The 18,822-nt window shown below is 60.3% G+C and carries 18 protein-coding genes and 1 pseudogene; 9 read left to right on the plus strand and 10 right to left on the minus strand.

Features of this window, described 5'->3' with window-relative positions; all coding sequences use genetic code 11:
• Nucleotides 1–2: 2 nt before the first annotated feature.
• The 4 genes from K0H48_RS28145 to K0H48_RS28160 all read left to right on the plus strand — a co-directional run bounded on the left by K0H48_RS28145 (nt 3) and on the right by K0H48_RS28160 (nt 3,438).
• Nucleotides 3–1,082: a heme A synthase gene (locus tag K0H48_RS28145; protein WP_219337553.1), complete on the plus strand. Its 1,080-nt coding sequence runs from the start codon at nt 3–5 to the stop codon at nt 1,080–1,082.
• Entirely contained in the window at nt 1,070–1,969 is a 900-nt protein-coding gene (cyoE, locus tag K0H48_RS28150) for a heme o synthase (protein ID WP_069785813.1), read from the plus strand. The genes K0H48_RS28145 and cyoE overlap by 13 nt, the downstream gene beginning before the upstream one ends.
• Entirely contained in the window at nt 1,966–2,601 is a 636-nt protein-coding gene (locus K0H48_RS28155) for an SCO family protein (RefSeq protein WP_056861000.1), read from the plus strand. Before cyoE ends, K0H48_RS28155 begins: the two co-directional genes overlap by 4 nt.
• 507 nt (nt 2,602–3,108) lie before the next feature.
• Nucleotides 3,109–3,438, plus strand: coding sequence for a Bro-N domain-containing protein (locus K0H48_RS28160; protein WP_219337554.1), 330 nt, complete (start codon nt 3,109–3,111; stop codon nt 3,436–3,438).
• 304 nt (nt 3,439–3,742) lie between these two features.
• Here the strand turns inward: K0H48_RS28160 and K0H48_RS28165 are convergent, their stop codons facing one another.
• The 3 genes from K0H48_RS28165 to K0H48_RS28175 are packed head-to-tail and all read right to left on the minus strand — an operon-like array spanning nt 3,743 to nt 6,248.
• Nucleotides 3,743–4,516: a MetQ/NlpA family ABC transporter substrate-binding protein gene (locus K0H48_RS28165; RefSeq protein ID WP_219337555.1), complete on the minus strand. Its 774-nt coding sequence runs from the start codon at nt 4,514–4,516 to the stop codon at nt 3,743–3,745.
• A 50-nt stretch (nt 4,517–4,566) separates the two neighbouring features.
• Nucleotides 4,567–5,241, minus strand: coding sequence for a methionine ABC transporter permease (locus K0H48_RS28170; RefSeq protein WP_056861003.1), 675 nt, complete (start codon nt 5,239–5,241; stop codon nt 4,567–4,569).
• Nucleotides 5,241–6,248, minus strand: a complete 1,008-nt coding sequence (locus K0H48_RS28175; protein ID WP_056861004.1) for a methionine ABC transporter ATP-binding protein — start codon at nt 6,246–6,248, stop codon at nt 5,241–5,243. Before K0H48_RS28175 ends, K0H48_RS28170 begins: the two co-directional genes overlap by 1 nt.
• 266 nt (nt 6,249–6,514) lie before the next feature.
• On the opposite strand from K0H48_RS28175, the gene katE reads away from it, so the two are divergent.
• On the plus strand, nt 6,515–8,656 hold the full coding sequence (katE, locus tag K0H48_RS28180) for a catalase HPII (RefSeq protein ID WP_219337556.1): 2,142 nt from the start codon (nt 6,515–6,517) through the stop codon (nt 8,654–8,656).
• A gap of 101 nt (nt 8,657–8,757) precedes the next feature.
• Here the strand turns inward: katE and K0H48_RS28185 are convergent, their stop codons facing one another.
• From K0H48_RS28185 to K0H48_RS28200, 4 genes are read right to left on the minus strand one after another with little or no spacing between them, the layout of a single operon-like run.
• The gene (locus K0H48_RS28185) at nt 8,758–9,477 is read right to left on the minus strand and encodes a PA5502 family lipoprotein (RefSeq protein WP_099488101.1); all 720 of its coding nucleotides are present in this window, start codon (nt 9,475–9,477) and stop codon (nt 8,758–8,760) included.
• Nucleotides 9,478–9,514: 37 nt separating this feature from the next.
• Complete coding sequence (gene znuB / locus K0H48_RS28190) at nt 9,515–10,303, minus strand: zinc ABC transporter permease subunit ZnuB (protein ID WP_094949676.1); 789 nt, start codon at nt 10,301–10,303, stop codon at nt 9,515–9,517.
• A complete protein-coding gene (gene znuC, locus K0H48_RS28195; protein ID WP_056861008.1) occupies nt 10,296–11,081 on the minus strand; it encodes a zinc ABC transporter ATP-binding protein ZnuC in 786 nt (261 codons plus the stop codon). The genes znuB and znuC overlap by 8 nt, the downstream gene beginning before the upstream one ends.
• Nucleotides 11,081–11,575 (minus strand): Fur family transcriptional regulator, encoded by a 495-nt coding sequence (locus tag K0H48_RS28200; RefSeq protein ID WP_170040738.1) that lies wholly within the window; start codon nt 11,573–11,575, stop codon nt 11,081–11,083. The genes znuC and K0H48_RS28200 overlap by 1 nt, the downstream gene beginning before the upstream one ends.
• A 46-nt stretch (nt 11,576–11,621) precedes the next feature.
• On the opposite strand from K0H48_RS28200, the gene K0H48_RS28205 reads away from it, so the two are divergent.
• Nucleotides 11,622–12,551 carry a metal ABC transporter solute-binding protein, Zn/Mn family gene (locus K0H48_RS28205; RefSeq protein ID WP_219337557.1) on the plus strand — a complete coding sequence of 310 codons (930 nt, stop codon included), beginning with the start codon at nt 11,622–11,624 and terminating at the stop codon, nt 12,549–12,551.
• A 109-nt stretch (nt 12,552–12,660) separates the two neighbouring features.
• Here K0H48_RS28205 and K0H48_RS28210 read toward each other — a convergent pair whose 3' ends face one another.
• On the minus strand, nt 12,661–13,614 hold the full coding sequence (locus K0H48_RS28210; protein ID WP_219337558.1) for a homoserine kinase: 954 nt from the start codon (nt 13,612–13,614) through the stop codon (nt 12,661–12,663).
• 55 nt (nt 13,615–13,669) lie between these two features.
• Nucleotides 13,670–13,960 carry a DUF2782 domain-containing protein gene (locus K0H48_RS28215; protein ID WP_219337559.1) on the minus strand — a complete coding sequence of 97 codons (291 nt, stop codon included), beginning with the start codon at nt 13,958–13,960 and terminating at the stop codon, nt 13,670–13,672.
• Nucleotides 13,961–14,034: 74 nt separating this feature from the next.
• Between K0H48_RS28215 and polA the strand changes: the two genes are divergently transcribed.
• Nucleotides 14,035–16,812, plus strand: coding sequence for a DNA polymerase I (gene polA, locus K0H48_RS28220; RefSeq protein ID WP_219337560.1), 2,778 nt, complete (start codon nt 14,035–14,037; stop codon nt 16,810–16,812).
• A 269-nt stretch (nt 16,813–17,081) separates the two neighbouring features.
• Here polA and yihA read toward each other — a convergent pair whose 3' ends face one another.
• A complete protein-coding gene (gene yihA / locus K0H48_RS28225; protein ID WP_065931961.1) occupies nt 17,082–17,723 on the minus strand; it encodes a ribosome biogenesis GTP-binding protein YihA/YsxC in 642 nt (213 codons plus the stop codon).
• Between the two features lie 204 nt (nt 17,724–17,927).
• Here yihA and K0H48_RS30895 point away from each other — a divergent pair.
• Together K0H48_RS30895 and K0H48_RS28230 are read left to right on the plus strand one after the other, a co-directional pair.
• Nucleotides 17,928–18,138: pseudogene (locus K0H48_RS30895) on the plus strand (cytochrome).
• A gap of 33 nt (nt 18,139–18,171) precedes the next feature.
• The gene (locus tag K0H48_RS28230) at nt 18,172–18,798 is read left to right on the plus strand and encodes a cytochrome c4 (protein ID WP_056861013.1); all 627 of its coding nucleotides are present in this window, start codon (nt 18,172–18,174) and stop codon (nt 18,796–18,798) included.
• Nucleotides 18,799–18,822: the final 24 nt, after the last annotated feature.

Here is an 18,822-nt window from a genome sequence, read left to right on the forward strand (position 1 = left end):
TCATGGCCAAACCTGGATTTCGCCTCGCGTTGTTTGCCACTTTGCTGGCGCTGCTGGTCGTGCTGCTGGGCGCCTATACGCGCCTGACCCACGCCGGCCTTGGCTGCCCGGACTGGCCCGGCTGCTACGGGTTTATCAGCGTGCCGCAAAGCGAAGCCCAGCTGGCGCATGCCGAGCTGCATTTTCCTGACACACCGGTTGAAGCCGACAAGGGCTGGGCCGAGATGACCCATCGCTACTTCGCCGGCACCTTGGGCTTGCTGATCGCACTGCTGGCGGCGCGCTCGTGGCGCCATCGGCGTGATCCAGGGCAGCCAGTGAAATTGCCGCTGTTTGTGTTGGCGGTGGTGTTTGCCCAGGCGGCGTTTGGTATGTGGACGGTGACGCTCAAGCTGTGGCCGCAAGTGGTGACCGGCCATCTGCTCGGCGGGTTTGCGACCTTGAGCCTGCTGTTCCTGCTCACCCTGCGACTGTCCGGCGTGCTGCCCGCATTGATCGTGCCCAAGCGCCTGCAATATTGGGCCACGGCTGGGTTGGTGCTGGTGATCGGGCAGATCGCGCTGGGTGGTTGGGTCAGTTCCAACTACGCGGCCGTGGCCTGTGTCGACTTGCCGACGTGCCATGGCGAGTGGTGGCCGGCGGCGGACTTTGCCAACGGGTTTCACCTCACCCAGCATATTGGCCCCAACTACCTCGGCGGCCAGCTCGACAGTGAAGCACGCACGGCCATCCACCTGACCCATCGCATCGGCGCGGTGCTGGTGACGCTGGTGCTGCTGGGCCTGGCCTGGCAATTGCGCGCCGTGGGCATGACGCGGCTGGCAGGCCTGCTGCTGATCGCCCTGGCGGCGCAAATCTGCCTGGGCGTGAGCAATGTGGCGTTCGGCTTGCCGCTGCCGGTGGCGGTCGGGCACAACGCAGGCGGAGCGGGTTTATTGCTGACGCTGGTGCTGGTCAACTACCACGCCCGTACCAGCCTGGTCCGGGTACGCAATCAGCTGCCGTTTGGCTGGCGCTTTATCCCGCGCAAACACGTATCGGGCCTCATCACCCTTAAAGGAGAGATGCCATGGCGACCTTGATCGGCGCGCGTCACGATCAGGCGATCTGGCGCGACTACTTGGAGCTGACCAAGCCGAAAGTGGTAGTGCTGATGCTCATCACGTCCTTGGTGGGCATGTTCCTGGCGACCCGCGCCGGGGTACCATGGACGGTGCTGGTGTTCGGCAATTTGGGTATTGCCCTGTGTGCCGGTGGTGCGGCAGCGGTCAACCATGTGGTGGACCGGCGCATCGATGCGGTGATGGCGCGCACGCATAAACGGCCAATGGCAGAAGGGCGCGTGTCACCCGTGGCGGCATTGGCCTTTGCATTGTTTCTGGCTGTTGCAGGTTTGGCCTTGCTGTTGGCGTTTACCAACCCGTTGGCTGCCTGGCTCACGTTGGCCTCATTGCTGGGTTACGCGGTGATCTACACCGGCTTTCTCAAGCGTGCCACGCCACAAAATATCGTGATCGGCGGCCTGGCCGGTGCTGCGCCGCCGCTGCTCGGCTGGGTGGCGGTTACCGGGCATGTCAGCGCCGAGCCTCTGCTGCTGGTGCTGATCATCTTCGCCTGGACCCCGCCGCACTTCTGGGCTTTGGCCATTCACCGCAAGGAAGAATACGCCAAGGCCGATATCCCGATGCTGCCGGTCACCCACGGCGAGCACTACACCAAGGTGCATATCCTGCTCTACACCTTCGCCTTGCTGGCGGTGAGCTTCATGCCCTATGTGATCCATATGAGCGGCCTGCTGTACCTGGCATGTGCACTGGTATTGGGCGGGCGCTTTCTGCAATGGGCCTGGGTGCTGTACCGTGGCAGCAAGCCGCACGCGGCGATCAACACCTTCAAGTACTCTATCTGGTACTTGCTGCTGCTGTTTATCGCGCTGCTTGTCGACCACTACCTATTGTTGAACCTATGACTCGAACTCAAAAAACCGTCTTTATCCTGGTGGCCATCGTCGCGTTGATCATGGGCCTGACCGTCAACAAAGTGCTCAGCGGCAAAGGCCAGGGCGACCCTACCGCACTGATCGACGCCGGCATCATCCTGCTGCCGCAAAGCCGCCAGCTGCCGCCGGTGACCATGACCAACCAGGACGGCCAGCCGGTGGTGGTCAACGAGCTGAAAGGCAAATGGAGCCTGCTGTTCTTCGGTTATACCTTCTGCCCCGATATCTGCCCGACCACCCTCGCGCAACTGCGCCAGATCAAGAGCGAGCTGCCTAAAGAGGCGGTGGATAAGTTGCAGGTGATCCTGGTCAGCGTCGACCCGAACCGCGATACGCCGACCCAGCTCAAGCAGTACCTGGGCTACTTCGACCCACAATTCGAAGGCCTGACCGGCGCGAATGTGGAGGATGTGCAGAAGGTCTCGAATGCGGTGAGCATTCCATTCATTCCGGCCGATACCAGCAAGCCCAACTACACCGTGGACCACAGCGGCAACCTGGCGCTGATTGGCCCGGATGGGACGCAGCGTGGGTTTATTCGTGCGCCGCTGAATAACCAAAAGCTGGTAGCGCAGTTGCCTGGTTTGCTACAGCGCAAATGATCGTTCCCACGCTCCGCGTGGGAATGCCTCCTGTGACGCTCTGCGTCGCGACCTCAACAGCGGGACGCAGAGCGTCCCGGGCTGCATTCCCACGCGGAGCGTGGGAACGATCACTCGCCACCCCGGCAAACAACACAAATCACCTGTGGGAGCTGGCTTGCCAGCTCCCACAGTGGTTTTGTGCAAGGTTTGAACAGGGTGTCGTCGGAGATTTCCCGCGTGTTGTCGCGCTGTGCGTGAACTTGTTGGACGGTCTTGGGGTGGCTAGTCTTTGGCCTGTCGCTGCAAATTCAGTGACAGGGTGTGGAAGCCCTTATATCGTTAGGCGCACAAAGCGCCACCAAGTGTCAGGCGCTTTTTCTTGTCTGTGTTTTATGGTGGCTGTGCGCGGGGCGCTTTCGAGTGCGCCGGGTGCCTAACGTCCCGGTCTTCCACACCTGCGTACAGCCGCCACCCATTACGTGGAAGTAGTGCTTGGCGGTCCCTTGATACGTTAGGAGCTAGACCGTGCAATCACTTACCCCTGATCCACCGATCACCCCCAAAGTCTTCACCCGCCACCATCACCAGCTGCACGCCGTGCTGATAAACAACCAACCCTGGTTCAGCGCCTCCGACATCGGCCACCTGATGGGCCTGCACCTGAACCCTGCGCTACTGCGCAAGCTCGATCTCGACCAACAACACCCCCTGCCCCTGATCACTCATGGCCACTGTGCGCCGACGTTGATGGTCAGTGAGTCCGGCGTTTACGCGCTGCTTATCTACCACTACTACCCGGAGAATCGGTGCCTGCGCCAATGGCTGACCCATGAGGTGGTGCCAGCCCTGCGCTGATAGCAAAAGCCACACAAAACAAAGCGGGTGGCACAGTTGGCGGGTTTGCTACAGCGCAAATGATCGTTCCCACGCTCTGCGTGGGAATGCCTCCTGTGACGCTCTGCGTCGCGACCTCTACAGCGGGACGCAGAGCGTCCCGGGCTGCATTCCCACGCGGAGCGTGGGAACGATCACAACACGAAACAAATGTGGGAGCGGGCTTGCCTGCGATAGCGGCAGGCCAGTCAACATCTTCAGTGACTGACACTCCGCTATCGCGGGCAAGCCCGCTCCCACATTAGGTTTACGGTGTAGCTCTGGATCAGAACGCCGGCAGAATCGCGCCTTTGTACTTCTCAAGAATGAACGCTTTCACTTCCGGCGTGTGCAGGGCTGCAACCAGCTTCTTCACGGCGTCCGAATCCTTGTTGTCTTCGCGGGTCACCAGGATGTTCACGTAAGGCGAGTCGTTGCCTTCGATCACCAGGGCGTCCTTGGATGGGTCCAGCTTGGCTTCAAGGGCGTAGTTGGTGTTGATCAGCGCCAGGTCGACCTGGGTCAGCACGCGTGGCAGCGTGGCGGCTTCCAGTTCGCGGAATTTCAGGTTTTTCGGGTTGGCGGTGATGTCCTTGATGGTCGACAGGATGTTGGTCGGGTCCTTCAGGGTGATCAGTTCGTGCTTGGCCAGCAGCAACAGGGCACGACCGCCGTTGGTGGCGTCGTTCGGGATCACGACATTGGCGCCGCTTGGCAGCTCGTCCAGCTTTTTGTATTTGCTGGAGTAGGCGCCCAGAGGCTCCAGGTGTACCGCGCCAACGCTCACCAAGTGAGTGCCCTTGGCTTTGTTGAACTCATCCAGGTACGGCTGGTGCTGGAAGAAGTTGGCGTCCAGGCGCTTTTCAGCCACCTGTACGTTTGGCTGCACGTAGTCGGTGAAGACTTTGACCTGCAGGTCCACGCCTTCTTTGGCGAGTGCAGGCTTCACGAATTCGAGGATTTCCGCGTGAGGCACCGGCGATGCAGCGACCGTGAGGGTCTCGGCGGCATGGGCGGAAAACGCGGCAACGGCGGCGAAAGCAACCAGTAGTTTTTTCATCCAACAAGCTCCTTGTTCGGACATGTGCCGGCGGGGGCCGGCAATGGCCGTTATTTTCGAGAAAAATGCACCACCAGCTTGTCGCCGACGGTTTGCAGAATTTGCACCAGGATCAACAGCATCACCACGGTGACCACCATCACATCGGTCTGGAAACGCTGATAACCGAAGCGGATCGCCAGGTCACCCAAGCCACCGGCACCCACCACACCGGCCATGGCCGTGTAGGAAACCAGTGTAATAGCCGTCACCGTAATCGCCGCGAAAATGCCAGGGCGAGCTTCGGGTAGCAGCGCGTTGATAATGATCTGACGCGTGCTGGCGCCCATGGACTGCGTGGCCTCGATGATGCCGCGGTCCACTTCACGCAGGGCGGTTTCCACCAGGCGCGCGAAGAACGGCGTCGCACCTACCACCAGCGGCGGGATCGCGCCGGCCACCCCCAGCGAAGTGCCGGTGATGAGTACAGTGAACGGGATCATCACAATCAGCAGGATGATGAACGGCAGCGAACGCAGGATGTTCACGATCAGCGACAGCAGCGCGTACAGGCCTTTTTGTTCAAACAGCTGGCGCGGGCTGGTCAGGAACAACAGCACGCCCAACGGCAGGCCCAGCACCACGGTGAAGAATAGTGAACCGAACAGCATGGTCATGGTGTCGCCGGTTGCCAGCCAGATTTCGGACCAGTCGATATTGGCGAAGAAACTCAACAGGACTTCCATTAGCGCAGAACCTCCATGTGGACGTCTGCCGCAGTAAAGCGGGCGAAGGCGGCGTCCATGTCCCCGCCGGTCACGGCGAGGGTCAGTTGGCCGTAGGGGGTATCTTTGATGTGGTCGATGCGACCGGCAAGGATGCTGTAGTCCACTCCCGTTTCACGGGCGACGGTCCCCAGCAATGGCGCGTAGGTCGCTTCGCCTTGGAACGTCAGGCGCACGATGCGGCCTGGCACATGGGCAAAGGCATCACGCTGCTCGCCTTCATCGACTTGCTCGGCTTCCTGCACAAAGCGCTTGGTGGTCGGGTGCTTGGGGTGCAGGAACACCTCGGCCACCGAGCCTTGCTCGACAATCACGCCAGCGTCCATCACAGCGACCTGGTCGCACACGCGACGGATCACGTCCATTTCATGGGTGATCAGCACGATGGTCAGCTTCAACTCGCGGTTGATCTCGGCCAACAATTTGAGCACCGAGGCGGTGGTCTGCGGGTCGAGGGCGCTGGTGGCTTCGTCGCACAGCAGAATCTTTGGCTTGGTCGCCAGGGCGCGGGCAATGCCGACGCGCTGCTTCTGGCCGCCGGACAATTGCGCCGGGTACTTCTTGGCATGGTCCGACAGGCCCACGCGGGCGAGCAACTCAGCCACGCGCAGGTCGATGTCTTTACGCGACAACTCGCCGGCCAGGGTCAGTGGCAGCGCCACGTTGTCGGCAACGGTCTTGGACGCCAGCAGGTTGAAGTGCTGGAAGATCATGCCGACTTGCTGGCGGAAACGGCGCAGGCCGTTGGCGTCCAGGGCGGTGACTTCTTCACCGTCGACGTTGATCTGACCGCCGCTTGGCTGTTCCAGGCGATTGATCAGGCGCAGCAGGGTACTTTTGCCCGCACCAGAGTGGCCAATCAGGCCGAACACCTGGCCGTTTTCGACGCGCAGGCTGGTGGGGTGCAGTGCGGGGATTTCCTTACCGGCGACGCGGTAGGTTTTATGGACGTTATGAAACTCGATCACGTAGCGAACCTTGTGGGGCGCATGGAAAAGGGATCAGCGGTTAGCCGGGCGCGCATTTTAGCCTGTCCGTATAGCGTTTCTTAGCATTTATTTCGCATTCAACCAGCGATTTGGCAATAACGCGATCAAAGGTCATAAAAAAGGAACGGCTAAAAACCCCATCAGTCACTACTTAAGCAACGCGATTTCCTCAGGTGCCGTGCCTGGGGTTTTGCTCAAACGAGCCGGGGACCGCTCTGGCCACTTTGATTAAGGAGTTTTGCCTGATGAGTACCAAGAAGCCAGCCACCCCGCCTAAGAGTGAGCTTGCGGGCACCGATACCCTGGACCGTGGCAACACCAACGCCAAGCTGCAGGCCCTGGAAGAGTTTCGCTCCGATGCGACCGGCCAGGCGCTGCGCACCAACCAGGGCGTCAAGATTTCCGATAACCAGAACACTCTTAAAGTCGGCGCCCGTGGCCCCTCGCTGCTGGAAGACTTCATCATGCGTGAAAAAATCACGCACTTTGACCATGAGCGTATCCCGGAGCGCATCGTGCATGCCCGTGGCACCGGCGCCCATGGTTATTTCCAGACGTATCAGAACCATTCGGCGCTGAGCAAGGCCGGGTTCCTGCGTAACCCGGAGCATAAAACCCCGGTGTTCGTGCGCTTCTCCACCGTGCAAGGCCCGCGTGGTTCGGGCGATACCGTGCGTGATGTGCGCGGCTTTGCCGTGAAGTTCTTCACCGACGAAGGCAACTTCGACCTGGTGGGCAACAACATGCCGATCTTCTTCATCCAGGATGCGATCAAGTTTCCGGACTTTGTGCATGCGGTAAAGCCTGAGCCGCATAACGAGATTCCTACCGGCGGCTCGGCCCACGATACGTTCTGGGATTTCGTCTCGTTGCAGCCGGAATCGGCACATATGGTGCTGTGGGCCATGTCCGACCGCGCCATTCCGAAAAGCCTGCGTTCCATGCAGGGTTTTGGTATTCACACCTTTCGTTTGATCAATACCGAAGGTAAGTCCAGCTTCGTTAAATTCCACTGGCACCCGAAAGTCGGCACCTGCTCGCTGGTGTGGGACGAAGCGCAAAAGCTCGCAGGTAAAGACACCGATCACCACCGTCGCGACCTGTGGGAAGCGATCGAGGGCGGTGACTACCCTGAGTGGGAATTGGGCGTGCAGATCGTTGCCGAAGAGGACGAGCACAAGTTCGACTTCGACCTGCTCGACCCGACCAAGATCATCCCCGAAGAGCTGGTGCCGATTACGCCGCTGGGCAAAATGGTGCTCAACCGCAATCCGGACAACTTCTTTGCCGAAGTTGAACAAGTCGCCTTTTGCCCGGGCCATATCGTGCCGGGTATCGACTTCACCAACGACCCGCTGCTGCAAGGCCGTCTGTTTTCCTACACCGATACTCAGATCAGCCGACTCGGTGGCCCGAACTTTCATGAGCTGCCGATCAACCGGCCGGTTACGCCGTTCCATAACGGCCAGCGTGATGCCCAGCATCGCACGGTGATCGACAAGGGCCGTGCATCGTACGAGCCGAATTCGATTGATGGCGGTTGGCCGAAAGAAACGCCACCGGCGGCTCAGGATGGCGGGTTCGAAACGTATTACGAGCGTGTCGACGCCAACAAGGTGCGTGAGCGCAGTGAGTCGTTCGGCGACCATTTCTCGCAAGCCACGCTGTTTTTCCACAGCATGAGCCACCACGAGAAAGAGCACATCATCGCGGCCTACAGCTTCGAGTTGGGCAAGGTGGAGCGTGAGTTTATCCGCGCACGTCAGGTCAACGAGATTCTGGCCAATATCGACCTGGAGCTGGCCAAGCGCGTTGCGCAGAACCTTGGGTTGCCGGCGCCGACCAAAGGCACGGTGCCGCCACGCAAGACGTCGCTGAAAGAGTCCCCGGCGTTGAGCCAGGTGAACCTGCTGTCGGGCGACATCAAAACACGCAAAGTTGCGATTCTTGCTGCTAACGGTGTGGATGGCGCAGCGATTGCGGCGTTGAAGAAGGCGCTGGCCGCCGAAGGTGCGCATGCCAAGGTGCTGGGGCCGACGTCGGCACCGGTGAAGACTGCGGATGGCAAGAGCCTGCCGGTGGATGCGTCGATGGAAGGCATGCCGTCGGTGGCGTTTGATGCGGTGTTCGTGCCGGGCGGTAAAGAGTCGATCAAGGCCTTGAGCGGCGATGGCGTGGCGTTGCACTTCCTGTTGGAGGCGTACAAGCACTTGAAGGCGATTGCGGTTGCCAGTGAGGCCAAGCCGTTGCTGGATCAGCTGAAGCTGGAGGCGGATGCGGGGTTGATCGTTGGCGCGGATGCCAAGGCGTTCAAGGCATTCTTTGCGGCGATTGCGCAGCATCGGGTGTGGGCGCGGGAGCCTAAGGCCAAGGCGATTCCAGCTTAAGAAGTGGGTTGTTTGTTAGACCGCTATCGCAGGCAAGCCAGCTCCCACATTTGAATGTATTCACAGTTCAAAAGGTGGGAGCTGGCTTGCCTGCGATGGCTTTACTCGGTTTTGCGCGGAATCAACACAACCTGCGCCGGGATGTGTTTCACAATCTGCCGGTGAATCTTCAGGTCATACGCCGAATCAATGCGCTTCACCCGTTTGGTCAGCAGTGTGGCCAGCCACGGGTAATCCTGGGTGCGCGGCGCTTGAATGGTCACATCGCACTGGTAATTCACCACATCGGTGGCAATCGCATCCAACTGATGGCGAAGTTCTTCAATATCGGTGAGGTTCAGCGCAACGGTGGTGCTTTGAGCCGCCGGGTCGATGACCTTGGCGGGAGGCTTGGCTTCAGCGGCTTTCAGGGCGGCTTCGGCTTTATCCAGCTCGGCTTTGCGGGCGTGGCTGATGGCGCTGTTGACGCCGCCAGTAAGCGCCGGAGCCTTGGGCATCAAGGCGCGTGCGCGGCTTAGCGCCGTAGCGGCGGCATTCACATCACCTTTTTGCAACACGATCTGGCTGCGCTGCAGGTAGGCTTCGGCCAATTGGCGTTGGTAGTTTTCCAGCGCCGGGTCGTTGGGCGACTGGGCCTGCAATGCGGCCAGCTCGTCTTCGGCGGTGGCCAGTTCACTGCTGGCCAGGTTTTGCTCCAGCTGCGCGATGGCCGCAGCACGCGGGTCCTGCGCCTCAGGGGCGGCAGGCGGTGTGCTTTGGCAGGCGCCCAGCAGCAGGGAAAATGCGGCAAGGAGCAGATAACGGGAGTTGAACGGCTTCATTCCTGCGACTCTCTATTTGCGCAAAAAGCGAGCAAGTCTACACCCCTCGACGGGGCAGGACAAAACTCAGCAGAAACAGGGCGGCGGCCGTGACCACAATCGACGGCCCGGCCGGCGTGTCCTTGAACCAGGACAGCGCGAGGCCCCCGCATACGGCGAGCATGCCCAGCAAACTGGCGCCGATCGCCATCTGCTCCGGTGAGCGGGCATGGCGCTGGGCGGCGGCTGCGGGAATGATCAGCAGCGACGTGATCAACAATACGCCGACAATCTTCATTGCGACAGCAATCACCACCGCGATCAATAGCATCAGGGTCATGCGCAGCGCCGGCACGGGCAAACCTTCCACGGTGGCCAGCTCTTCGTGCACGGTAATTGCCAGCAGTGGGCGCCACAAAGCCACCAGCAACAGCAGCACAGCGGCGCTGCCGCCGAGGATCCAGGCAAGGTCGGTGGGGCTGATCGCCAACAAATCACCGAACAGGTAGGCCATCAGGTCGATGCGCACTTCATGCATGAAGCTCAGCACCACCAGGCCCAGCGACAGCGTGCTTGGCGCCAGGATGCCCAGCAGTGTGTCCGAGGCCAGCGGCTGGCGCTGTTGCAGGGTCACCAGCAGCACTGCCAGCAGCAGGCAACCTACGGTGACGGCGATGGTCGGGCTTACATCCAGCAAGAACCCCATGGCCACGCCCAGCAGCGCAGCATGCGACAAGGTGTCGCCAAAATAGGCCATGCGCCGCCAGACCACGAACGAGCCCAAGGGGCCCGCCACCAGTGCCAAAGCCAAGCCTGCCAGCAGGGCGTAGAGCAGAAAATCAGCCATGCTTGCAGCTATCTCCATGAACGTGGGGTTGAGGCGTAGCGGGATCGTCGACCACGGCGCCATGCAAATCATGGGCGTGGTCGTGATGGTGGTGATAGATCGCCAGGCTCTGGGCGTTTTTGCCGAACAGCTCGACAAATGCCGGGTCGCCGCTCACCTGTTCCGGGTGGCCGGAGCAGCACACGTGGCGGTTGAGGCACACCACTTGATCCGTGGTGCTCATCACCAGGTGCAGGTCGTGGGAGACCATCAGCACGCCGCAGCCATGGCGATCGCGCAGGCGGGTGATCAGGCTGTATAGCTCAGCCTGGCCAGCGACGTCGACGCCTTGCACGGGTTCATCAAGTACCAGCAACTCGGGTTCGCGCAACAGCGCGCGGGCCAGCAATACGCGCTGCATCTCGCCGCCGGAGATGCTCTGCACCGGGCTGTCGATGACCTGTTCGGCGCCGACTTCCTTGAGCGCCGCCTGGGCGCGTGCGCGGTCAACGCCAGGCACCAGGCGCAGGAAGCGCAGCACCGACAGCGGCAGCGTTGGATCGACGTGTAATTTTTGCGGCATGTAACCGACGCGCAGCTTGGGCTTGCGCCACACGCTGCCAGTGTCCGGCTTGAGCAGGCCGAGCACGGCGCGTACCAGCGTGGTCTTGCCGGCGCCATTGGGGCCGATCAGCGTCACGATCTGCCCCGGCTCCACGCTCAGGGCGATGTTATCCAGCACGTTTTGCCCGGCGAACGTGACCCCAACCTGCTCCAGGCGGATTAACGCGTTGCTCATCAAGCCCCCTGGCAACCGGAGCAGAGCCCGACCACTTCGACCGTTTGCCCTTCGACCTTGAAGCCCACATCGGCGGAGCTTTTGACGATGGCGTCGCTGATGCTTTTTTGTTCAAGCTCGATGGCAGCATGGCACTCGCGGCAGATCAGGAACTGGCCCTGGTGCGCGTGTTCCGGGTGGCTGCAGCCGACAAAGGCGTTGAGCGAGGCGATGCGGTGTACCAGGCCGTTTTCCAGCAAAAAGTCCAGCGCGCGGTACACCGTCGGCGGCGCGGCACGGCGGCCGTCCTGCTCGCTGAGCACGCCAAGAATGTCGTAGGCGCCCAGCGGCTTGTGACTTTGCCACACCAGCTCCAGCACCCGACGACGCAGGGCGGTCAGGCGCAAGCCTTTCTGCGCGCACAGGGTATCGGCCTCTGACAGCGCAGTGTGTACGCAGTGAGAGTGGTCGTGGGGACGGCTGGCAAGCGGTGTTTTAGGCATGAGCGGCGACAGACATTTGATAGAGACGTTATTATGTTACCTGTTCCTACGCCATTGAGTGGTCATCGTGTCCCGACTTTTTCCCGTTTTTGTCGTATTTGTCACCAGTTTGTTCATCGCTGGGGCTGCTCAGGCTGAGGTCAAGGTGCTGACGAGCATCAAACCATTGCAGTTGATTGCCGCCGCCGTGCAGGACGGCGTGGCGATTCCAGAGGTGCTGTTGCCGCCTGGCGCATCGCCGCATAACTACGCCTTGCGCCCATCCGACGTACGGCGCGTGCAGTCGGTGGACCTGCTGTATTGGATCGGCCCGGACATGGAAAGCTTCCTGCCGCGCGTGCTCAAGGGGCGTAGCCTGCCGACCGTGGCAGTTCAGGACTTGCCTGGGATGAAATTGCGTCGGTTCGCCGAAGATAGCCACTCCCACGCCGATGATGCCGACGAACATGACCACGATCACCGCCCAGGCAGCCTGGATGCGCACTTATGGTTGTCGACGGTCAACGCTCGGGTGATTGCGGCGCGTATGGCGTCTGATCTCAGCACTGCCGACCCGGCCAACGCGGCGCGTTATCAGAGCAATGTGAAGGCGTTCGATGAGCGCCTGGATGCTTTGGATGCGCGCTTGAAGGCGCGCCTGTCCGCCGTCGGAGACAAGCCGTACTTCGTGTTCCACGAGGCATTTGACTACTTCGAAGACGCTTACGGGCTTAAGCACACGGGCGTGTTCAGCGTGGCCGCCGAAGTGCAGCCGGGCGCTCAGCATGTTGCCGCGATGCGTACGCGTTTGCAGGAAGTGGGTAAGACCTGTGTATTCAGTGAGCCGCCGTTGCGTCCGCGTTTGGCCGAAACACTGGTGGCGGGCTTGCCGGTGAAGTTGGCAGAGCTGGATGCGTTGGGCGGTTATACCCCGGCGACGGCGCAGGGTTATGAGCAGGTACTGGAAAAGCTGGGGAATGACTTGGCCGGGTGCCTGGAGTCGCTTTAACTGCAAATACATAACCCATGTGGGAGCGGGCTTGCTCGCGAATGCGGTGGGTCAGTAATAGATGTATTTACTGACTCTGCGCATTCGCGAGCAAGCCCGCTCCCACATTTTAAAGTGCGAACGGCAGGTGGACAGTGACCTGCTGGCGCTGCGCCAGCCGATGCTCGAACTCGGCCGGGTCATGGATCAACACATCTTGCCCGGCAAACGACTCCGCGGCGATCAGACGCGACAGCCAGAAGCGCACACACGCCACGCGCAGCAGGGTCGGCCACAACTCGGCTTCCTTGGCGGTGAACGGCCGCAGCCCCGCGTAGGCGCCCAGCAAGGCGCGGGCGCGTTGCCCATCAATCACACCATCGGCGTCGGAACACCAGTCATTCAGGGCGATTGCCACGTCGTAGAGCATCGGGCCTGAGCAGGCGTTGTAGAAGTCGATCAAGCCGGTGAGGTGCGTGCCTTCGAACATCGCGTTGTCGCGGAACAGGTCGGCATGCACGTTGGCGCGCGGCAGCGCGAGGATGTCGGCCTTGTGGGCTTCGATTTCGCTCAAGGCCACTTGCAGCAGGCGCTGCTGGGCGTCGTCCAGGTGTGAAATAAGCTGCGCGCCTTCTGTGAGCATCCACTCCAGGCCGCGATCGGTCTTGCGCTCCAGCACTTTGTCGCCTTGTGTTGCCAGGTGCAGGTGGCCGAGCAGGTCGCCGACCTGGGCGCAATGCTGGGCGTTGGCGTCTTTGATGTGCTTGCCGGCCAGGCGCGGTTGCAACAGCGCCGGTTTGCCTTTGAGTTCGCGAAGCGCCACGCCGTCGGTGGTACGAAGGGCGTAAGGCACCGGCAGGTCGGCGTCGTGGAGTACATCGAGCAGTTCGATGAAGAACGGCATTTCCGCTACAGGGCCGCGCTCAACCAGGGTCAGGACAAATTCGCCCTGTTCCAGGCTGATAAAGAAGTTGGTGTTTTCGCTACCCGCGGCAATCCCCTGGAAATCTAGCAGGCGGCCGAGCCCGTAAGGGGCGAGAAAGGTTTCCAGCTCGGGCCGAGCCAGGGGAGTGAACACAGACATGTTTAAACTGCCAGTACGGGCGCCGCGGTGCGCGGCGCCGGTTAAAATTAAGAAATCATTTCCATTCGAAGATCTTCCATGACGGGATCAGCATATCCGGCTGGTCAGAGCGGATGAAGTTCGCATCGGTTCCGTCCGCGCGCACCAGGAAATACGGTGGAAAGCCTTTTTGCGTCACCTTGATTGCGTACAGGAAGCCATTCTGGCGGTATTCCTGAATGGTCTTGTCGCCTTCCGTGCGAATGGTAACTTCCGGGTCGCCCGACGGCGCAGCATCTGCCGCCATGGCCACTATCGGAGTGAGTGCAATCAAGCCGGTCAACAACAGGCGATTTACTGTACGCATGATAACCTTGTCCCTTTGTCGTCATTGGTCCGGCTATTCTAGCGCCTGACCCGCCGAAAAGGTTGATCCTGCTCATGAGCCAAGCCCCCCTCGTCCTGGTGGACGGTTCTTCTTATCTGTACCGCGCCTTCCACGCGTTGCCACCGCTGACTACGTCCAAAGGCCTGCCGACCGGCGCGGTCAAGGGCGTGTTGAACATGCTCAAAAGCCTGCGCAAGCAGTACCCGAACAGCCCGTTCGCGGTGGTGTTCGACGCTAAGGGTGGGACTTTTCGCGATGAGATGTACGCCGAATACAAGGCCAACCGCCCAAGCATGCCCGATGACATGCGCCTGCAAATCGAGCCACTGCACCAGAGTGTGATCGCCCTGGGCTTCCCGTTGCTGTGCGTTGAAGGCGTCGAGGCCGATGATGTGATCGGCACGCTGGCCCGCAGCAGTGCGGCCGCCAGCCGCCCGGTGGTGATTTCTACCGGCGACAAGGACATGGCGCAGTTGGTCGACGGGCACATTACCTTGGTCAACACCATGACCGGTAGCTCGATGGACATCGAGGGCGTTAAAGAGAAATTTGGCGTCGCTCCGGAGCAGATCATCGACTATCTGGCGTTGATGGGCGATTCGTCCGACAACATCCCAGGCGTTCCGGGGATTGGTCCGAAGACGGCTTCCGGCTTGCTGGTGGGCGTGAATGGCGGCATCAAAGAGCTGTATGAGCAGTTGGATATCGTGCCGACCTTGCCGATCCGTGGCGCCAAGACGCTGCCGGCCAAGCTGGAAGAGCATAAGGAGATGGCGTTCCTGTCCTATCAGCTGGCGACGATCAAGGTCGATGTGCCGCTGGATGTGGGCCTGGATGATTTGCACCTGATCGAGCCGGACCGCGAAAAGCTGCTGGAGCTGTACACACTGCTGGAGTTCAAGAGCTGGTTTGATGAAATTCAGCGCGATGCCAAGCGCGTTGAGCTCAAGGCTGCCCCTGTTGTTGAAGAGGCCGTCGAAGTTGTGGCGCCTGCAGAAGCGTCCTACACCACCATCCTCGACCAGGCGACATTCGATGCCTGGTTGAAAAAGCTCAACGCGGCAAAATTGTTCGCGTTCGACACCGAAACTACCGGGATCGATGCGCAGCAGGCGCAATTGGTCGGGGTTTCCTTTGCTGTGCAGCCCCATGAAGCGGCCTACATCCCGCTGACCCATTCCTACATCGGCGCGCCGCAGCAACTGGACCGTGACACGGTACTGCTGGCCTTGAAGCCGTTGCTGGAAGACGCGACCAAGCTCAAGGTTGGCCAGCACGCCAAGTTCGACATGAACATCCTGGCCAACTGTGCCATCGGCGGCGACCAGGCCAACGGTATTACCGTGCGCGGCATCGCTTTCGACACCATGCTCGAATCCTACGTGCTGAACTCCACCGCGACCCGGCACGATATGGACAGCCTGGCCAAGAAGTACCTGGACTACGACACCGTCAGTTTCCAGGACATCGCCGGCAGAGGCGCCAAGCAGCTGACGTTTGATCAGATCCCGCTTGAGCAAGCTGGCCCTTACGCTGCCGAAGATGCCGACGTGACGCTGCGCCTGCACCAGGCCTTGCACGCCCAGCTTGAAGCCATTCCAAGCCTTGCCAGTGTGCTGACGGACATCGAAATTCCCTTGGTGCCGGTGCTGGCGCGTATCGAGCGTCAGGGCGCGCTGGTGGATAAGGCGCTGCTGGGCATCCAGAGTATCGAGCTGGGCAACAAGATGGTGGAGCTTGAGCGCCAGGCGTTTGAGATCGCCGGTGAAGAGTTCAACCTGGGCTCGCCCAAGCAACTCGGGGCGATCCTCTACGAAAAACTCGGTTTGCCGGTACTGAAAAAGACCGGCAAAGGCCAGGCGTCCACGGCTGAAGAAGTGTTGGCCAAGCTGGCCGAAGATGACTTCCTGTTGCCCAAGGTGCTGATGCAGTACCGCAGCATGAGCAAGCTTAAAAGCACCTACACCGACCGTCTGCCGGAGCAGATCAACCCGCGTACCGGGCGTATTCACACGTCTTATCATCAGGCGGTGGCGGCCACCGGGCGTTTGTCGTCCAGTGATCCGAACCTGCAGAACATCCCGGTGCGCACGGCCGAAGGGCGGCGCATTCGCCAGGCGTTTGTGGCGCCCAAAGGCTACAAGTTGCTGGCGGCGGACTATTCGCAGATCGAGCTGCGGATCATGGCGCACTTGTCCAAGGACGAGGGGCTGATGAATGCGTTCCGTAATGACTTGGACGTGCACACCGCCACCGCCGCCGAAGTGTTCAAGGTTGAGCTGACAGAGGTCACGTCCAACCAGCGCCGCAGTGCCAAGGCGATCAACTTTGGCCTGATCTACGGCATGGGCGCGCAGAAGCTCGGCAAGGACATTGGCGTGGATACCAAGACCGCCAAGGCCTACATTGATGTGTACTTTGCGCGATACCCGGGCGTGCGCGAATACATGGAGCGCACCCGCGCCCAGGCGGCGAACCAGGGGTATGTCGAAACCTTCTTTGGGCGTCGGCTGTACCTGCCGGACATCAACTCCAACAAGCCCCAGGAGCGCGCGGCCGCAGAACGCACGGCGATCAACGCGCCGATGCAGGGCACCGCAGCGGATATCATCAAGAAAGCCATGGTGCTGGTGGACAACTGGCTGACCGAGTCGGGCCTGGACGCCAAAGTGATCCTGCAGGTGCACGATGAATTGGTGCTTGAGGTGCGTGAGGATCTGGTGGAACAAGTCAGCGAAAAGATCCGCGAGCATATGAGCGCGGCGGCCAAGCTGGATGTGCCATTGGTGGTGGACGTGGGTGTGGGCGATAACTGGGACGAAGCACACTGACAGCGCGGCTCTGCCATTGGCGAGGGTGATGGCAGAGCGCTTTAGATCAGAACGCGCCGCGGGTTATTTCCAATAGTTTTTTGAACCTGCCGGAACTTAACCCGTGAACTGTGACTCAGAGTTACTGAATGGGTGGTGAAGCCCTTCAATGCTCCTATGTTGTGTTAAGTGTTGGCAGATATCTGGACCCCGCCCTAGCGGTCCGGAACTTGGACCCCGAACTTCCCCTCCCCATACGAAGTCCGGGGTTTTTTTTGCCCGCAGAAAAGTTATTCCGCGATTTCCGCGCCCTTGTCCGCCAATTGCATCCAGCCGGCCAGCACGGTGTAAGCGTCTTCCAGGCCCATGCGCTTGGGCGCCGAGAACAACTGGATGGTGATCGCGTCGCCCCAACCTTTACGGATTTCGGACTGCACTTTGAGCAAGGTGTTCTTGGCTGCGCCGTAGGTCAGCTTGTCGGCCTTGGTCAGCAGGATATGCATCGGCATGCCGCTGGCGACTGCCCAATCTAGCATCAGCAGGTCGAAGTCGGTCATTGGATGACGGATGTCCATCATCAGAATCAAGCCCTTCAAACTCTCGCGGCCACCCAGGTAAGCCTCAAGGTGACGCTGCCAGTGCAGCTTCAACGGGATAGGTACTTTTGCGTAACCGTAGCCCGGCAGGTCGACCAGACGCCGATCATCGTCTAGCTTGAAGAAATTGAGCAGCTGCGTGCGGCCCGGGGTTTTCGAGGTGCGCGCCAGGCTGGCGTGGGTCAGGGTGTTCAGCGCGCTGGACTTGCCGGCGTTGGAACGGCCGGCAAAGGCGACTTCAAAGCCTTCGTCATCGGGGCATTGGTCCACTTTGGCGGCGCTGAGCATGAACGTGGACTGTTGGCACAGGCCGAGGATGGGATTCTTGAGTTGCATGAGATTTCCGATATGGGCGGTGCCGAGAAAGGGTGCGGCAAGCGGTGTCGTTTCCGTTTCAGTAGCGCCAGTATATAATGCCGCAGATTTTGTGTGTGCTTTGTCCCAGCGAAGGATGAAGTTCACGGGAGCGAAAGACCTTCATTGCGCATTAGAACGCAAAACGCTCTCAAACCCTGAAAAGGTCGATGTATGACCTGATGGTTGCGCGCTTTTGGTGTCCTGATCGCGCTTTTTAGGCGCTCAGGCTACACAGGATCCGGAGGCGCTGTACAACCGAGTTTGCATGGCTACGCTGATGCAACACGTGACTCAGGGTTTCAAGGCAATGCCGCCGCGTGGTTTGTGCATGGACTGCAGTACTGAGGATTACCAGGCCATCAACGAGTTGATGGTGAGTAAACCCGGTAGATAACTCTTAAACCCTTAGCCGTAGTTGGATTAGCTGATGAACAAACTGATCGTGAGTCTGCTGTTGACCCTGGGCATCACCGGTGTTGCCCATGCTGCAGGCGACGCTACAGCGGGCCAGGCGAAAGCCGCCGTATGTGGTGCTTGCCATGGACCGGATGGCAACAGCCCGGCGCCGAACTTCCCCAAACTAGCAGGTCAAGGTGAGCGTTACCTGACCAAGCAGATGCACGACATCAAGGACGGCAAGCGCACGGTGCTGGAAATGACCGGCTTGCTGACCAATCTCAGCGATCAGGACCTGGCAGATATCGCGGCATATTTTGCCAGCCAGAAAGGCAGTGTGGGAGCTGCTGATCCGAAGCTGGTGGATAAAGGCCAGGCGTTGTTTCAAGGCGGCAAGCTCGCCGAAGACCAGCCTATCGGTGGCATGCCTGCCTGTAAGGCTTGCCACATCGCAGGTGGCAGTGGGCTGGCCGAGGCGGGCTTCCCTCATCTGAGTGGCCAGCACGCCCAATATACCGCCAAGCAATTGAAGGACTTTCGCGAGAAGGTTCGCTCCATCGATGGCGATGCCAGCAACAAAATGATGACTGATATTGCGGCGAAACTTTCTGACAAAGATATCGAAGCGCTATCCAGCTATATTCAGGGCCTGCACTGATTGGGCCAGCGACGTTAACGCTCG

Origin of the sequence: Pseudomonas sp. Xaverov 259, from assembly GCF_019352915.1 — a bacterium.
In the GTDB taxonomy this organism is placed as follows: domain Bacteria; phylum Pseudomonadota; class Gammaproteobacteria; order Pseudomonadales; family Pseudomonadaceae; genus Aquipseudomonas.

Bases quoted from the DNA above. Each gene is read 5' to 3' on its own strand.
- K0H48_RS28145 (WP_219337553.1), top strand. From the start codon at position 3: ATGGCCAAACCTGGATTTCGCCTCGCGTTGTTTGCCACTTTGCTGGCG.
- cyoE (WP_069785813.1), top strand. From the start codon at position 1,070: ATGGCGACCTTGATCGGCGCGCGTCACGATCAGGCGATCTGGCGCGAC.
- K0H48_RS28155 (WP_056861000.1), top strand. From the start codon at position 1,966: ATGACTCGAACTCAAAAAACCGTCTTTATCCTGGTGGCCATCGTCGCG.
- K0H48_RS28165 (WP_219337555.1), bottom strand. From the start codon at position 4,516: ATGAAAAAACTACTGGTTGCTTTCGCCGCCGTTGCCGCGTTTTCCGCC.
- K0H48_RS28170 (WP_056861003.1), bottom strand. From the start codon at position 5,241: ATGGAAGTCCTGTTGAGTTTCTTCGCCAATATCGACTGGTCCGAAATC.
- katE (WP_219337556.1), top strand. From the start codon at position 6,515: ATGAGTACCAAGAAGCCAGCCACCCCGCCTAAGAGTGAGCTTGCGGGC.
- K0H48_RS28185 (WP_099488101.1), bottom strand. From the start codon at position 9,477: ATGAAGCCGTTCAACTCCCGTTATCTGCTCCTTGCCGCATTTTCCCTG.
- znuB (WP_094949676.1), bottom strand. From the start codon at position 10,303: ATGGCTGATTTTCTGCTCTACGCCCTGCTGGCAGGCTTGGCTTTGGCA.
- znuC (WP_056861008.1), bottom strand. From the start codon at position 11,081: ATGAGCAACGCGTTAATCCGCCTGGAGCAGGTTGGGGTCACGTTCGCC.
- K0H48_RS28210 (WP_219337558.1), bottom strand. From the start codon at position 13,614: ATGTCTGTGTTCACTCCCCTGGCTCGGCCCGAGCTGGAAACCTTTCTC.
- K0H48_RS28215 (WP_219337559.1), bottom strand. From the start codon at position 13,960: ATGCGTACAGTAAATCGCCTGTTGTTGACCGGCTTGATTGCACTCACT.
- polA (WP_219337560.1), top strand. From the start codon at position 14,035: ATGAGCCAAGCCCCCCTCGTCCTGGTGGACGGTTCTTCTTATCTGTAC.
- yihA (WP_065931961.1), bottom strand. From the start codon at position 17,723: ATGCAACTCAAGAATCCCATCCTCGGCCTGTGCCAACAGTCCACGTTC.
- K0H48_RS28230 (WP_056861013.1), top strand. From the start codon at position 18,172: ATGAACAAACTGATCGTGAGTCTGCTGTTGACCCTGGGCATCACCGGT.